Origin of the sequence: Flavobacterium sp. J49 (assembly GCF_011742145.1) — a bacterium.
Lineage (GTDB): Bacteria > Bacteroidota > Bacteroidia > Flavobacteriales > Flavobacteriaceae > Flavobacterium.
This window is the reverse complement of the sequence record NZ_JAAQQU010000097.1, coordinates 1-15,293: the sequence shown is the minus strand read 5'-3', so window position 1 is coordinate 15,293 and position 15,293 is coordinate 1. Positions and strand designations below refer to the sequence as shown.

Annotated in this window: 13 protein-coding genes, 1 other RNA gene and 1 pseudogene; 7 read left to right on the top strand and 8 right to left on the bottom strand. The window is 37.4% G+C overall.

Features of this window, described 5'->3' with window-relative positions; genetic code table 11:
• Positions 1-11: 11 nt before the first annotated feature.
• A complete protein-coding gene (locus tag HA632_RS03030) occupies positions 12-674 on the top strand; it encodes a spermidine synthase (protein WP_176305743.1) in 663 nt (220 codons plus the stop codon).
• A complete protein-coding gene (locus HA632_RS03025) occupies positions 674-1,384 on the top strand; it encodes a potassium channel family protein (RefSeq protein ID WP_176305742.1) in 711 nt (236 codons plus the stop codon). Before HA632_RS03030 ends, HA632_RS03025 begins: the two co-directional genes overlap by 1 nt.
• Here the strand turns inward: HA632_RS03025 and kdsB are convergent.
• The 3 genes from kdsB to HA632_RS03010 all read right to left on the bottom strand — a co-directional run bounded on the left by kdsB (position 1,381) and on the right by HA632_RS03010 (position 5,017).
• Positions 1,381-2,106, bottom strand: coding sequence for a 3-deoxy-manno-octulosonate cytidylyltransferase (kdsB, locus tag HA632_RS03020; protein WP_176305741.1), 726 nt, complete (start codon positions 2,104-2,106; stop codon positions 1,381-1,383). The two genes, HA632_RS03025 and kdsB, sit on opposite strands and share 4 nt — an antisense overlap.
• Positions 2,107-2,153: 47 nt before the next feature.
• On the bottom strand, positions 2,154-3,503 hold the full coding sequence (locus tag HA632_RS03015; protein WP_176305740.1) for an alpha-amylase family glycosyl hydrolase: 1,350 nt from the start codon (positions 3,501-3,503) through the stop codon (positions 2,154-2,156).
• A 92-nt stretch (positions 3,504-3,595) separates the two neighbouring features.
• Positions 3,596-5,017 (bottom strand): ATP-dependent RecD-like DNA helicase, encoded by a 1,422-nt coding sequence (locus tag HA632_RS03010; RefSeq protein WP_176305758.1) that lies wholly within the window; start codon positions 5,015-5,017, stop codon positions 3,596-3,598.
• Between the two features lie 157 nt (positions 5,018-5,174).
• Between HA632_RS03010 and HA632_RS03005 the strand changes: the two genes are divergently transcribed.
• Positions 5,175-5,987: a DUF3822 family protein gene (locus HA632_RS03005; protein ID WP_217902820.1), complete on the top strand. Its 813-nt coding sequence runs from the start codon at positions 5,175-5,177 to the stop codon at positions 5,985-5,987.
• Positions 5,984-6,568, top strand: coding sequence for a 16S rRNA (guanine(966)-N(2))-methyltransferase RsmD (gene rsmD, locus HA632_RS03000; protein WP_176305739.1), 585 nt, complete (start codon positions 5,984-5,986; stop codon positions 6,566-6,568). The genes HA632_RS03005 and rsmD overlap by 4 nt, the downstream gene beginning before the upstream one ends.
• Before the next feature lie 2 nt (positions 6,569-6,570).
• Here the strand turns inward: rsmD and HA632_RS02995 are convergent, their stop codons facing one another.
• A complete protein-coding gene (locus HA632_RS02995) occupies positions 6,571-7,239 on the bottom strand; it encodes an FAD-binding oxidoreductase (RefSeq protein WP_176305738.1) in 669 nt (222 codons plus the stop codon).
• Between the two features lie 72 nt (positions 7,240-7,311).
• An RNA gene (rnpB, locus tag HA632_RS02990) (RNase P RNA component class A) lies at positions 7,312-7,619 on the bottom strand.
• Positions 7,620-7,732: 113 nt separating this feature from the next.
• Between rnpB and dnaX the strand changes: the two genes are divergently transcribed.
• Positions 7,733-8,815 (top strand): DNA polymerase III subunit gamma/tau, encoded by a 1,083-nt coding sequence (gene dnaX / locus HA632_RS02985; RefSeq protein ID WP_176305737.1) that lies wholly within the window; start codon positions 7,733-7,735, stop codon positions 8,813-8,815.
• Between the two features lie 59 nt (positions 8,816-8,874).
• On the top strand, positions 8,875-9,519 hold the full coding sequence (locus tag HA632_RS13965) for a DNA polymerase III subunit gamma/tau (protein WP_228778748.1): 645 nt from the start codon (positions 8,875-8,877) through the stop codon (positions 9,517-9,519).
• On the opposite strand, the gene HA632_RS02975 is transcribed toward HA632_RS13965, so the two are convergent.
• Genes HA632_RS02975 through HA632_RS02965 form a run of 3 tightly spaced genes read right to left on the bottom strand, consistent with a single transcriptional unit; the run spans position 9,516 to position 13,038 of the window.
• Positions 9,516-10,406 (bottom strand): ethanolamine ammonia-lyase reactivating factor EutA, encoded by an 891-nt coding sequence (locus HA632_RS02975; RefSeq protein WP_176305736.1) that lies wholly within the window; start codon positions 10,404-10,406, stop codon positions 9,516-9,518. The two genes, HA632_RS13965 and HA632_RS02975, sit on opposite strands and share 4 nt — an antisense overlap.
• Positions 10,407-10,414: 8 nt before the next feature.
• Positions 10,415-12,550, bottom strand: a complete 2,136-nt coding sequence (gene ppk1, locus HA632_RS02970; protein WP_176305735.1) for a polyphosphate kinase 1 — start codon at positions 12,548-12,550, stop codon at positions 10,415-10,417.
• A gap of 2 nt (positions 12,551-12,552) precedes the next feature.
• On the bottom strand, positions 12,553-13,038 hold the full coding sequence (locus tag HA632_RS02965) for a histidine phosphatase family protein (protein ID WP_176305734.1): 486 nt from the start codon (positions 13,036-13,038) through the stop codon (positions 12,553-12,555).
• A gap of 622 nt (positions 13,039-13,660) precedes the next feature.
• On the opposite strand from HA632_RS02965, the pseudogene HA632_RS02960 reads away from it, so the two are divergent.
• Positions 13,661-15,293: pseudogene (locus HA632_RS02960) on the top strand (hypothetical protein); the annotation flags it as partial.

Below are 15,293 nucleotides of genomic sequence, written 5' to 3'. Positions count from 1 at the left end.
AATATTTATCAATGCTTCGAAGACTGTTCAGCTATTTTGTTCCAATTAACATTTACACGAAAAATTCTGCTGTAAGCAAAACACTTGAAGTAACTTGGAACAACGGGCAATTGGTTCTCGACAGCAAAAACACCAACTATTCCTTTGGCAGCTTGCAACGCATTTTGCGCAAAGGATTGAAATACATAGGCTACGATCGCATTAAAAAGTTTGAAAGCATACTGGTTCTTGGCGTTGCCGGTGGAAGCGTAATCAGGACTTTAACCGATGAAATCAAATTTAAAGGCAAAATTACCGGCGTTGAAATTGACCCAAATATTGTTGACATTGCCAATAAATATTTCAAACTGAATGAAATTTCCAATGTGGAAATCATGATTGACGATGCTTTTGAATTTGTCTTAAAAACGAAAGCCCAATACGATTTAATCATCATTGATATCTTCCAAGACACAACGATGCCTAATTTTTTATTTGAAGATTTTTTTATCAACCGAATCAATAATTTACTCAACACCAATGGGTTTATTTTATTTAATACGATGGTGATAGATAAAAAGGACGAAGAGCGAAATTTAGTTTATAAAAACAAATTCGGAGGCAATTATTCACTTAGAATGTATCCCAAAGTCGAAACACATAACGAACTGTTCACTATCAAAAAACTAAAATAATGGGATTTTTAAAAAAATTATTAATCGGAAAAGTATCCGAAAATTACAAGTCCAAATACAGTCCGATTGAAAGAAGAATACTCAATATCAAATCGATTTGGAACAACGACCATCAAGACGATAACGGAATAGAAAAAATATTTCGCTTGTTTCTTTCAATCTCTCAATTGTTATTTCCCGGTATTTATGTAAAAACTTTGGCTAGCAAAATTGGTTATGCCTACAAAGATTTGGCAATGGATATTTACATATTGCTCAAGGCATTATTCCCGTTACTGATTTTGGTAAATGATTGGCAAAACCAACCCTACTTGATTCCAATTTTGGTCTATCTCATTTTAGAAACCATCCTTTATATTCCAACTTTGATATTTGCATCAGATTTATTCGTAAGTCCAAGATCTTACAAGCGTTCGATGCTGATGTTGTTTTTCAATTACCTGGAAGTGGTGATTGCTTTTGGTGTGTTTTATACTTTGGGAAACAATACCAATATTCCTTTTGAACATTGGTCAGATGCGGTTTATTTCAGCCTAATGACTTCCAATACTATTGGTTATGGCGATTACTATCCGGTGACTACTTTTGGAAAATTTTTAGCTTCTGTACAAGCCATGTTTTTCCTATCATTTGTGATACTGTTCTTGAATTTCTTTTCAACTAAAGTCAAATCAAAAGGGTATTTTAGTAACGAGAACGAAGACAATTAAAGTAATTTTCTGGCTTTTTCTAAATCTTCAGGTGTATCAATTCCGATTCCAACGTGTGTGGTTTCTACCATTTTGATTCGTTTGCCAAATTCTAAATAGCGCAATTGTTCCAATTTCTCAGAAGCTTCCAAAGATTTCATTGGCAAATGATAGAAGGCCAACAAGGCTTCTTTTCGGAAAGCATAAATCCCGATGTGCTTCATATAACGAACGCCAACATTCACTTCTCTCGGATAAGGAATCACAGAACGCGAAAAATACAAAGCAAAACCATTTTGGTCAGTCACAACTTTTACATTGTTAGGATTGTTAATTTCGTCTTGGTCAGTGATTTCAAACATTAGCGAAGCCAAATCCACTTTTTGCTCAAAATCATTCAAAAATACTTCGATGACTTTCGCCAAAGGCGCTGCGTTGATAAAAGGTTCGTCGCCTTGTACATTTACGACTATATCAACGTCTAAATTCTCTACCGCTTCAGCAATACGGTCGCTGCCACTTTCATGTTCTTTGACACTCATAATGGCTTTGCCGCCATTGTTGATGATCTCGTCATAAATTAGAATCGAATCGGTCACGACAAAAACATCCTGAAACAAACCGGTATTGACTGCCGCTTCATAAGTGCGAAGAATAACGGTTTTTCCGCCTAAATCCTGCATGAGTTTGGCTGGAAAACGTGTGGAAGCATAACGGGCTGGTATTACGGCGATGATTTTCATTTTGAGTTGCTGAGTGGCTAAGTTACTGAGTGGCTAAGTTACTAAGTTTATCTTTTTAAAATCAAATATTGGTAAGGTGATAATGAAATATTATTTGAAAGTGTGATGGTTTCATTTGTTAATGCGTTCGTCCAAATACCTTGTTGAGTTGTTGGCACGGTATACGTTTTCGAAGTTGATCGGACATTCACGACTACCAAAACCGCTTCATTTCCACTTTTTTGAAAAGCGGCCACATCTGCCGAACTCAAATTTGTCAACGTTCCGGTTCTTGCGGTAGTGGATGCGTTATAGAAAGCCAGCATTTTTTGGTAAGCTAAAAGCATATCACTATTAGAACTCCAATTAATTGATGCGGTTCCGGCATAATTAGAAGACAGTGCAACACCTACTTCCTGACCACAATACAACATTGGTACGCCTTGCATAAAAATAGTAATCACTGATGCTGCCAATGCACCATATTTTCCATTATAAACAGTAATCGGTGTAGCCTGATTGGATTCGTCGTGATTGGTAGTAAAGCGCAATTTCTTTTTGCCTGATGGTACTACATTGTATTCATTCGTATTGGTGGTAAAAAGTGTGTTGACATTTGATTGATTGAAATTGAACACATTTTTAATATTGCCCATAAAATCCCATGCAAAATTGATTTGGAAACCGGCCGCAAAGTGATCCGATCTTGCGCCTTCGGCCAATAAAATTAAGTCTTTGTTGGGAATGGCATTCAGTGCAGTATTGGCTTGTAACCAAAAATCATAAGGCACATAATCGGCGGCATCACAACGAAAACCATCGATATCAGTTTCTTCTACCCAAAACTTCATAGCGGCTATCATGGCCAAACGCATTTCGGCATTATTAAAATTCAAATCGGCCACATCATTCCAATTGGTTCCGGCCGGACTAACGATTTGTCCGCTGCTATTTTGAGTATACCATTCCGGATGGTCATAAATCCATGGATTGTCCCAAGCAGTATGATTCGCTACCCAATCTAAAATCACCGCTATACCTTTTTCGTGTGCTTTGTCTACTAACAATTTGAAATTGTCCATAGTTCCCAAACTTGTTCTTACACTGGTGAAATTCTTTACACAATATGGAGAACCAAACGAATTAACTTCACCAACGGGATAAATAGGCATGATCCAAATGGTATTAATGCCTAAATCTTTAATATTGTCTAAACGATTGATAATTCCCTGGATATTCTGGTTCGGACTAAATGCAGACGGATTGATTTCATACATCACTATGTTCTCAGTAGCCGGCACTATAAAAGTGGTTGGTGTTGGGTCCGGATTGTTATCGACAATATCATCACTACTGCTGCAGCTTTCTAAGATTGCAGATAAAGAGAGAAATAGGATAATTTTTAGAGTATTTTTCATTTTTTAAAGATACTGAGGTTATAAGATATTTTAGATTTTTTTTTGGAGCTTATACAATTTTAATTTTACTCAGGCATTCAGTGGCTCAGCCACTATTCCACAAAACTTTCCTCCTTAAATCCTATCAAATACAACTTGTCTTTTGCACGTGTAACGGCAGTGTATAACCATCGTACATAATCCACATCAATGCCGTTGGGCAAATAAGGTTGTTCGATAAAAACCGTATTCCATTGTCCGCCCTGGGATTTGTGGCAAGTAATGGCATACGAGAATTTAACCTGAAGTGCATTGAAATATTCGTTGTTTTTAACTTTCAAGAACTTGCGGTATTGGGCTTCGCCTTCGTAATCTTTCATAACTTCTTGGTACAAGCGATTACTTTCTTCATAAGTCAATGAGGGCGATTCACTAGTGATGGTATCCAATAAAACGATGGTTTCCAATGGTTTCTGATTCGGATAATCGACCATTCTGATTTTGACTTTGGCAAACTTGAATCCGTAAAGTTCTTTCAAGCTGAAAATCTCTAAAACTTCTACAATATCACCATTGGCAATAAATCCGGCTTCATCTGTTTCTTTGAGCCAAAAATAATTGTTCTTTAAGACCATCAAATAATCGCCAACAGAAAGTTCGCTTTCTTTATCAAGAATTCGGGTTCGAATCTGCTGATTGTACTGGTTCGCTCTTTTATTGGAACGAACTATAAAACAAGTGTCTTCAATGCTGTAATTGCTGTAAGCACTTTGAATCGCATCTTGTATGTCAAAACCATCGGTCAAACGAACGATGTCTTTGAAACCCTTTAAGTTAAACTGAAACGTATCGACAAAACTGCTTTTCAAAATTTCTCTCAGTTCGGTTGCATTAAATAAAATCCCCGATTTTTCTTCCTGACGCATCACTTCGTCGAGTTCAATCGAAAACACTTCTTTATTGTAATGCATTGATAAGGCATTGGTATCAAGTGCCGGACTCACCTCCAATTGTACCGGTGGCAACTGAGCCGTATCGCCCAAAAGAATTAATTTGCAATTGTTTCCGTTGTAAACGTAAGACATCAAATCATCAAGTAACGAACCATTCTCATACAACTTTGCTTCGGTATTCACATCGGAAATCATCGAAGATTCATCGACTATGAAAATGGTATTCTTGTGTTTGTTGGTTTGCATTGTAAAAGATACACCGCCGCCACTTGCTTTCTTCGGAAAATAGATTTTTTTGTGAATCGTAAACGCCGGTTTGTTCGAATAATTGGCAATGACTTTCGCTGCGCGACCGGTTGGTGCTAACAATACATATTTTTTATTGACTTCTGCCAAATTATTGACGATGGTTGAAATCACCGTGGTTTTTCCGGTTCCGGCGTAACCTTTAAGAACAAAGATTTCTGCTGCATTGGTATTCGTCAAAAAAACGGAAATCTGTTGAAAAAAAATATCCTGTTTTACAGTCGGCTGAAACGGAAACTGTTGGCGTAAAAGACTGTAAAACTGGCTGGAAGTCATAAATAATTGGGAGTCAAATTTGAAGGTCAAATATAGTGATTTAGAGCAAAGAATATAAAGAAAAGAAAATAGACTGCTGGTTGTAAAATGTTACAGATACTGAAACAAGTTCAGTATAAATTTGTAAGTTTGCCAAGTTCGTTTCAACCGAAAGATTATGTGGCAAAACACCAGCGTTACAGATAAAACTTATCGAAAACTGGCTATTCAGGTTTCCCTGAATGGTTTGTCATTTGTGACGTTTGATACTATTCAGAATAAGCCTTTGGCATTGAAAACCATTTCGATGGGTAAAGTCAATGTGACTTCTAAAATCGAAGATTTATTTGGTGAAGCCTTTCAAATGAATCCCGAACTCAAAGCCGGTTATGATGATATAGTGATTATACACAGTAATAATTTGTCGACGTTTGTTCCAACGGCTTTGTTTGACGAAGAATATTTAGGAAGCTATTTGCAATTCAACACCAAAGTTTTTGAAACCGATTTTTTTGCTTTTGACGAATTGACCAACTACGAAATGAATAATGTATATATTCCGTATGTGAATATGAACAATTATTTTATTGATCAATTCGGCACTTTTGATTACAAACATGCCAATAGTATTTTGGTCCAAAAGTTGCTGGAAGTTTCAAAAAACAATGAAGAGCGCAAGATGTTTGTTCATGTAAGCGACAGTCATTTTGAAATCGTAATTGTGCAAAATCAAAAACTTCAACTCTTTAATACGTTTGATTATAAAACCCCTGAAGATTTTATCTATTTTATTCTATTCACTGCGGAACAACTGCATTTGAATCCGGAACATTTTAAATTAGAATTGTTAGGCAAAATTACCGAAGGCGATGCACTATACGATATCGCTTATAAATATGTGCGCCACGTTTTTTTGTTTGACGTGAGTGAGATGCAAAATCAATTCACTGAAGCCGAAAACCGCGAACACTTTATACTACTACACTCATGAGAATCATCTCGGGCAAATACAAAGGCCGAAGAATAGCACCACCCAAAAACCTACCGGTCCGTCCGACGACTGACATGAGCAAGGAAGCGCTGTTTAACGTGCTGAACAATCATTTCAACTTTTCCGAACTCAAGGTATTGGAACTTTTTGCCGGCACAGGAAGCATCAGTTATGAGTTTGCTTCGCGCGGTTGTTCCCCTATATTATGCGTTGATGGCGACATGGGTTGTGTGAATTTCATCAAAAAAACTGCGAAAGAGTTTGACTTTGACATCACGGCTATCAAAAGCGATGTTTTTAAATTCTTAGAAAAACACCATGGCAATTACGACATTATCTTTGCCGATCCTCCTTACGGCATGGCACAAAAGGAATTTGAGAAAATTATCGAAATGATTTTTGAAAACGAATTGTTGGATGAAGAAGGCATGCTGGTTGTTGAACATTCGAAATACACCAAGTTAGACCATATGGCCAATTATTCGTTCCAAAAAAACTATGGTGGTTCGGTGTTCACTTTCTTTGAATTTGAAGGCGATGATGAAGAATCAGAGGCTATTGAAGACGAGGACGAAAGCTAATATTACTTCTCAAAAACCAGAGAAGAAACATCAGCTCCCAAATCAATCAAATGTTTGTTGATGTCGCGTACAAAATCATCCGGACCACAAACATAAAAGTGCTGACTGAAATCGACTATATTCTCAATCAGAAATTTGCGATCTATTCGCTTTCCGATAAAACCAATGGTATTTTCCCTAGTCAAAACATTGATGAAATTTTTCTTCAACATTTTGTACAATTCCTGTCCCATAATAATATCCTCGGAAGTTTTGTTGACATAAATGAGTCGGTTACCGTTGATTAAATTGTGTCGGTACAATTCCCTAAATATAGAAATAAAAGGCGTTATTCCTGAACCCGCCGCAATAAAAACACCCGGCCCTTTGTATTGAATGGCACCGAATACATCATGCAAAATCAATTCATCCCCCGCATTGGTTCGACCTAACTCTTTGGTAACGCCATTTTGTTCGTTGTAGATTTTAATCATAAACTCAAGGTATTTTGATTCCCTTAGGTTGGTAAACGTAAAAGGTCGCAATTGGTCTTTCCATTCCGGAAGATTTATGGATATGTCTGTAGCTTGTCCGGGAATGAATTGATATCCTTCGGGTTTTTCTACTACAAACTTTTTGACATCATGGGTGATAAATTTGGCTTCGAGTACTTTTACAACATGAGCATTCATAAGTTTGAATTTAGAGAATCAATTTTGATGACATCTAAACAAAGTTAAGAATAAAAAAAAGGAATTTGAAAGAAAAAAAGCAGACCTGTAAGCCGGATTCTGTATCCCGATAAACCGGGATCCTTATCATTTATCTCGACCAACAATTGCTCATTGGTTCTAGCTTCCTACCCTTCGACAACGGACGAGTAGCCCTTAAATGCCGATATACTTGGAATTTCACCGCATAGAGTTTACCTGGTTTCACTACAGCCTTACCTGTACATACTTTCTGTTGCACTTGTCCTCATCTCTCGACGGACGGGCGTTACCCGCTATGCTACTCTGTGGTGTCCGGACTTTCCTTCCCGATAAATCGGAACGATAAGGCGGTCTGCGGCGCAAAGGTAAGAATTACGAATTAAGAATTACGAATTAAAAATAGATACATTTATCATAAATCGCAATTTGGAATTCGTAATTATTAATCTATATTTGTGAACACTATTTTTCTATGGAACAATTTGTAGTATCAGCCCGAAAGTATCGTCCGCAAACGTTTAAAGACGTTGTTGGACAACAAGCTATTACCAATACTTTGCTCAATGCCATAGAAAACAATCACTTGGCTTCTGCCCTATTGTTTACCGGACCAAGAGGTGTTGGAAAAACTACTTGTGCGCGTATTTTGGCCAGAAAGATTAACCAACCCGGTTACGACGATCCGTTTGAAGATTTTGCTTTTAATGTTTTTGAGTTGGATGCAGCTTCAAACAATTCGGTGGATGATATTCGAAATCTGATTGACCAAGTTAGAATCCCCCCACAAACCGGACAGTATAAAGTGTATATCATTGACGAGGTACATATGTTATCTTCGGCTGCGTTCAATGCGTTTTTGAAAACCTTAGAAGAACCGCCAAAGCATGCGATATTCATTTTGGCCACGACCGAAAAACACAAAATCATACCGACGATATTATCACGTTGTCAGATATTTGACTTCAAACGCATAACCGTAAAAGATGCTAAAGAACATTTAGCAGAAGTAGCGGCAAGTCAAGGCGTACAGTTTGAAGACGACGCATTACACATTATTGCTCAAAAAGCCGATGGTGCCATGCGTGATGCTTTGTCGATTTTTGACCGTGTGGTTTCATTTTGCGGAAACAATTTGACGCGTCAAGCCGTAACGGAAAACTTAAACGTTTTGGATTACGAGACTTACATCAACATGACCGATTTGATTTTGGAGCATAAAATTCCGGAAGTTTTATTGGCATACAATGATATTTTGTCGAAAGGTTTTGACGGTCATCATTTTATTGCCGGCTTGGCTTCGCATTTCAGAGATTTATTGGTAGCCAAAAATCCAGCGACACTTTCTTTATTGGAAATGGGTGAAGCGGCACAACAACTTTACGGACAACAAGCCCAAAAAGTATCACAAGAATTTCTTTTGAAAGGAATTGACTTGGCGAATGATTGTGATTTAAAATACAAAGCTTCCCAAAACCAACGCCTGTTGGTTGAACTCACACTGATGCAAATAAGCTCTATCACTTTTGATGGAGAAAAAAAAAAGCTGACTTTATAATTCCACCTACGTATTATCGCAGGAATGATTATTCTATAGCCGAAGTACAAAGTACGAAGTTGGAAGTACGAAGTGTGGAGACTACTGAAATAATTGAGAAAGCAGAAAGCACAACACAGCATACGGAAGAAGTTGTAGTTCAACCGACAACCGACAACCGACAACCGACAACCGAGAACGTAGAACCTACAACACAAAATCTACAACCTACAACTCCTGTCATCCCTAACTCAGTCTCAGGACAGCCTAAAGTTTCTGCTTTATCTCTCGCAAGTATTCGCGCTAAGAAAGAAATGGCGGAAGCGCAAAAATCGGTGGTGAAAGACACGGTGCATTTGCCTAGCGAACCGTTTACTGAAACGGAAATGTTGGAACAGTGGTTGAAATATGCACAACGTATGGAAGACAAAGGCTATCGCATTGTGGCTTCCCTTTTAACCATCAATGATCCTATTTTAGACGGAACCACTATCATTCATGAATTGCCGAATGAAAGTTCAAAAATAGATTTTGAAAAAGAAAGACCTGAACTTTTGGGTTATTTGCGTGGCAAATTGCACAACCACGACATACAGATTAATGTCAAAGTAAACGAAACTTTAGTAGTAAAGAAAGCGTTTACCAACCAAGACAAATACAATCGTTTGGTGGAAATCAACCCAAATTTGGAACTCTTGAAAAAGATGTTTGATTTGGATGTTTAAATCGTTTCTTGGTACATTGCTTTAACAATTCCGTCAGCCAAACCAATTTTTGGAACAAACAATTGACGTGCGCCACTCCATTTCATCGCATTCAAATACACTCGAGTGGCCGGAATAATTACGTCGGCACGGTCGGTGTTTAAAGCCAATTCGGCAATTCTTTGTTCGTAGGTTAACGAATTTAAATATTGGTACTGAGAATTCAGGTATAAATAAGACAATGGTTTGTCTTGCATTTTGCCCGACAATTTGAACAACTTATTGATGTTTCCGCCGGAACCGATTAAGATGACGTTTTCGTATTCTTCTGTGTTGGCTTTGATCCATTTTTCGATTTCTTCCCAAACAATGTCGCTTACCATATTGTTCAACATACGAACGGTTCCGATTTTAAAGGATTTCGAGGCGACCATTTTGCCATCACTGAACAAGGAGAATTCGGTACTTCCGCCGCCAACATCTACATATAGATACGTTTGGTCTGTTTTTAGGAAACTGTGTAAATCCGAAGAAGCGATAATGGTAGCTTCAATTTTACCGTCGATGATATCAATATCGATGTCACATTTCTCACGGATAGTATTGGCGACTTCCTTTCCATTATAGGCTTCACGCATGGCCGAAGTAGCGCAGGCTTTGTAACGTTCTACTTTGTAGACTTTCATCAAAAGTTTAAAAGCTTTCATGGCATCCACCATACGGTCGATGTTTTCTTCTGAAATTTCGCCTACGGTAAAGGCATCTTGCCCGAGACGAATCGGCACCCGAATCAAGGCACTTTTATTGAATTGGGTTTCTTTGCCTTTTTGTTCTACAATGTTGGTAATGAGCAATCGCATGGCATTGGAACCAATATCAATCGCTGCATATTTTTTAATGGATATCATTCGGTATACTACTTATTACTTGCTTTAGTTGTTTTGATTTCACAAAAATCCAATCGGTCACGATAATAGTTATAGGTTTCAAATTGGGCGCGGAAAATGGCTTCGCCTTCTTTTCGACTTCTATATTTGTTTTCAAATTTCTCAGAATGGAATCGGGCTTTTACATTGCCTTTCCAACCTACATTAAAGGTATCAATAATCTGTTTTTTGATTTCTTCGTCATAAATCGGACAAGTTACTTCTACTCGACCATCGAGATTTCTCGTCATAAAATCGGCTGAAGAAATAAATACCTCAGGGTTATCGTCATTACAGAAAATATAGGAGCGAGTGTGTTCCAAAAGATAATCTACGATACTAATGGCTTCAATGTTTTCGCTCATGCCTTTGACACCGGGAATCAGCGAACAAATGCCGCGAACCTGCAACTTGATTTTAACACCGGCATTACTGGCTTCGTATAGTTTGTCTATAATCGGGTAATCTGAAAGACTGTTCATTTTTAAATTGATATACGCCGGTCGACCAGCGATGGCATTATTGATTTCACGGTCAATCAATTTATAGAACCTAGAACGCGTGTAATGTGGCGAAACGATTAGGTGTTTGTAACGGTGAATTCGATAATTGACATCAAAGAAATCAAAGATTTTGGCAACATCCTTCAGAATTTGTTGGTGACTGGTAAACAAAGTCAAATCGGTGTAAATCTTGGCAGTCGTCTCGTTGAAATTTCCGGTTGAAATAAAACCGTAGCGTTTCACTTTTCCTTCTTCTACCCTATCAATTACACAAATTTTACTGTGTACTTTTAATCCTTTTATTCCAAAAATCAATTCGATGCCTTCTTGTTGCATTTGTTCGGCATAGGAAATATTACTGGCTTCATCGAAGCGTGCTTGAAGTTCAATTTGGACGGTAACTTTCTTTCCGTTTTTGGCAGCATTGATAAGCGAACTTACGATTTGAGAGTTCTTGGCCAAGCGGTATAATGTAATTTTTATGGTAGTTACTTTCGGATCCAGAGCCGCTTCGCGCAGGAATTTAATCAAATAAGAAAACGACTGAAACGGGGCGTTAACCAAGTAGTCTTTTTTGGCAATTCTGTTTAAAATACTTCCTTCCAATGACAATCCTTCCACCGGCAATGGAGCTTTGGGTTGGTACAGCAAATCAAATCTACCAAGGTTTGGAAAATTCATATAGTCTCGGCGATTGTGGTATCTTCCACCGGGAATGATCCCATCAGACTTTTCAATTTCAAGTTTGTTTAGGAAAAAATTCAGTGTATCTTTTTCAATGGATTGGTCATATACAAAACGTACCGGCTCACCGATTCTACGGTCTTTCACAGAAGAGGCAATCTTTTCGAGCATACTTTTACTCATATCGGAATCAATATCCAGCTGTGCGTCACGGGTGATTTTAATCATGTGGGCAGAGATACTTTCGTAGTCAAAAATATTGAAGATGCTGCTCAAATTATAGCGAATGACATCATCCAGCAGCATTAGATACTGCTTGCCGTCTTTTGGAGGAAGCTCCACAATTCTGTTGGTATTCTTAGGAATTTCTACGATGGCATATCTGATTTCAGGTTTGGGTTTTACCAGACCTAACATTTTGGCTTTTTGTTCGGTTTTCATGACCAATTTAATGGCCAAATAACCGGAAGTATCCTTTAACAATGGGAATTCGGCTAAATCATTTAAGATGATAGTAACCAATTCGGGGCTCACTTTTTGAATAAAAAAATCTTTGACAAAATTCTCATGCTCACCGGAAACTTCGGTTTCATCAATGATAATGATATTCTGTTTGACCAATTCTTTTTCAATATTGGTCAGCACGCGCAAACTTTCGGCTTGTTGTTTGATAACAATTTCGGTAATTTCTTTAACTAGTTGTTGGGCTGAAATACCACCCAATATCTTTTCGCCTGAAACTCCGGATAAACTTAAACGTCTAACCGCAGCAAATCTGACACGGAAAAATTCGTCTAAATTATTGGAAAAAATACCTATAAATCTAAGTCTTTCTAATAAAGGAACGGCTTCGTCAGCAGCTTCTTGTAACACTCTGGCGTTGAATGCCAGCCAACTCTTTTCTCTATCTATATAACGAAAACTTGTTTCTGTACTCATAATTATTTTAAATCGCTGGGGAAAATAACTTTTTGGGTTGTACCTCTTTGGATGTCATTCCAATTCAAACTCTCAAACAGGATGTCAACAAAACCAGAAGTAGGCACATTGTCAATCATAACATTTCCAAATTTATTGACAAAATTTGTAATGGCCTCGTTATGTCCAAAAACAATTAAATGATTGTATTCATTGGGACATGATTTGATGATTTGTTCCAATTTTCTTTCGTCAAAAGTGTATAGATCATCTTTAAATACAATGCTTTCTATGGGAAATGATAAGTTTTGGGCAAAAATCAAAGCGGTTTCTGCTGCTCTCTTCGCCGAACTGCTCCACACTAAAAACGTTTTTGGCATTTGGTCACTTACATGGGATGAAACCAGATGGGCATCTTGTATTCCTCTTCCGGTTAAAGGCCTTTCAAAATCATGAAGTGGCGCATCCCAACTGGATTTTGCATGTCTGACCAATATTAATTGTTTCATGATTGCCTGCTGCTAAATGTTTGAATGTATAAATTTAAGTTTTTAATGGTTATGGCAAACTTTTATTTTGAGTGATTTTTAAAATCAGCATAAAAACAATAATTAATTCACTCATTATCGAAGATTTAGGGGTATAAAAATATTTATAGCATTTTAGTCATTTTATAAATAAATGTTAATTCTGAAAATTAATTATAAACAATTTAATGTTAATTATTATTGTAGTCTTTTACTCTCTAAATATGTTAATTAATACACTTTATCTATGATTTTATGCATTTTATCGATGTTTTTTTTGGTGGATTAAAAAAAACCTTCTACTTTCGATTTGTTAAATAAATTATAAACCATAAAAGTTAAACCCAAAAACCCTAAATCTTATGTCAAAAATTAAACAGAAAAAGCAAAAAACATCGATTCTTAATTGAAAAAAATGAAAGAAAAGTGTCATTTAATCGAGTTTTCAAGTTGTTTGTAGAGAAAATTGAGTCTGTTGGTGCATTGTATATAATTTAGCACCCAATAGTATAACCCAAATATTATATTCCTCAATATGCCTACACTTTTACTTCAAGCCCGAAATACAAATTTTTCAATAAATTATTCTACTAAATTTAATTGTATGAAATCAAAAATTACATTTTTATTACTGACTCTCTTCATGTGCGTTAGTAATTCGTATTCACAATTCACATCAAATTTCCCTGATTTGAGGTTGTGTGGTAACTCACCCAACTACTACTTAGATGTGTTCAATTGTGATTCCAATAATTTTGAGTTAGACAATGTTTTCTTAAGTCTGACCAATGTTAACGGACAGCCGTTAAGTAATACAACTTGTACTATTGGGGTAACCCAACAAGTGTATGTAATGCTAAACTACACCTCTAATGCCAACAATACGCCTAACAACTGTAGGCTATTTGCTGATTTATCCATTGATGGAAACATTACAGGTATTAATGCTTACTTAGGAAGTATTGCACCGGGCGCCGGTCAAAGACAAATTTACGGACCATTCAATTGGACTTGCGGACAAGAACTTATCCTAGATAGAATTCTTGTAGTTTGGAGAACCGGAGGAAGTTCGACTCAATTGTCTTCTTACAATTGCAGCACCTATAATTCGGCTCAATGTGAAATGCCTGGGATGACTGTGATCTCTAAACCTTTGGCAGTACAATTTACTTACAAAGCTTGTAGAGTTGGAAATAACCTTACCGTTTATTTTGATTCTACTACAAACGGAGGTATAGCACCATATACATTTGCTTGGGATTTTGACAATAACGGAACAACTGATTCAACTCAAGAGAATCCGATTCACATTTACACCACATCAAATAACACAGCCAAACTAAGAGTAACCGATTCACAAGGCCTTACCAATACGTATACTTTGCCAATTGTTAGCCCAACAGAATTACTGTTGAGCGAAACTCATGTTAATGTTAGTTGTGGAGGAGGAAATACCGGTTCAATCGACTTAAGTGTTTCTGGTGGTACACCGGGTTACACTTATTCATGGTCAAACGGATCAAACAGCCAAGATTTAAGTGGTTTGGCTGCCGGAACATACACCGTAACTGTAACTGATGCTAATGGGTGTCAAAAAACATTACCGGTGACCATTAGCGGTGGAGATGCGATTAATCCTGTGGTAAATGCTCCGGCAAATACTACCATTCAAGGTTGTGGAACAAGTTCATTGGCAACGGCCGGTTTATTAACTTTCTCCAGCACTCAAGCCACTATTACTATAACTGAATTCAATCAAGCCGGTGGCTCTTTTACTGATGCTTCGGCTATTTCAAGTATAACATATCAAGATACTCAAAGTGGTTCTTGCCCAACTGTAGTTACAAGAACTTTCAGAGTAACTGATTCTTGTAATAATGTTGGAACTGCTGTTCAAACCATTACTATTCAAGATACAACTGCTCCGGTTATTGCAGCTTTACCATCACCTTCAACCATTTCTTGTCCGGCTACTCCTGAATTTGCTCAGGCTACTGCCACTGACGCTTGTGGTGGTCAAGTTACTTTGACTTTCGTAGACAATACTACTAATGGTGCTTGTGCCGGTTCGTATTCTGTAACCAGAACTTGGACGGCTACTGATGCTTGTGGAAATGCTTCTACAGCTACTCAAACCATTAGTGTAACTGATACAACTGCTCCGGTTATTGCAGCTTTACCTGCTCCTTCAACCATCTCTTGTCCGGCTACTCCTGAGTTCGCTCAGGCTACTGCCA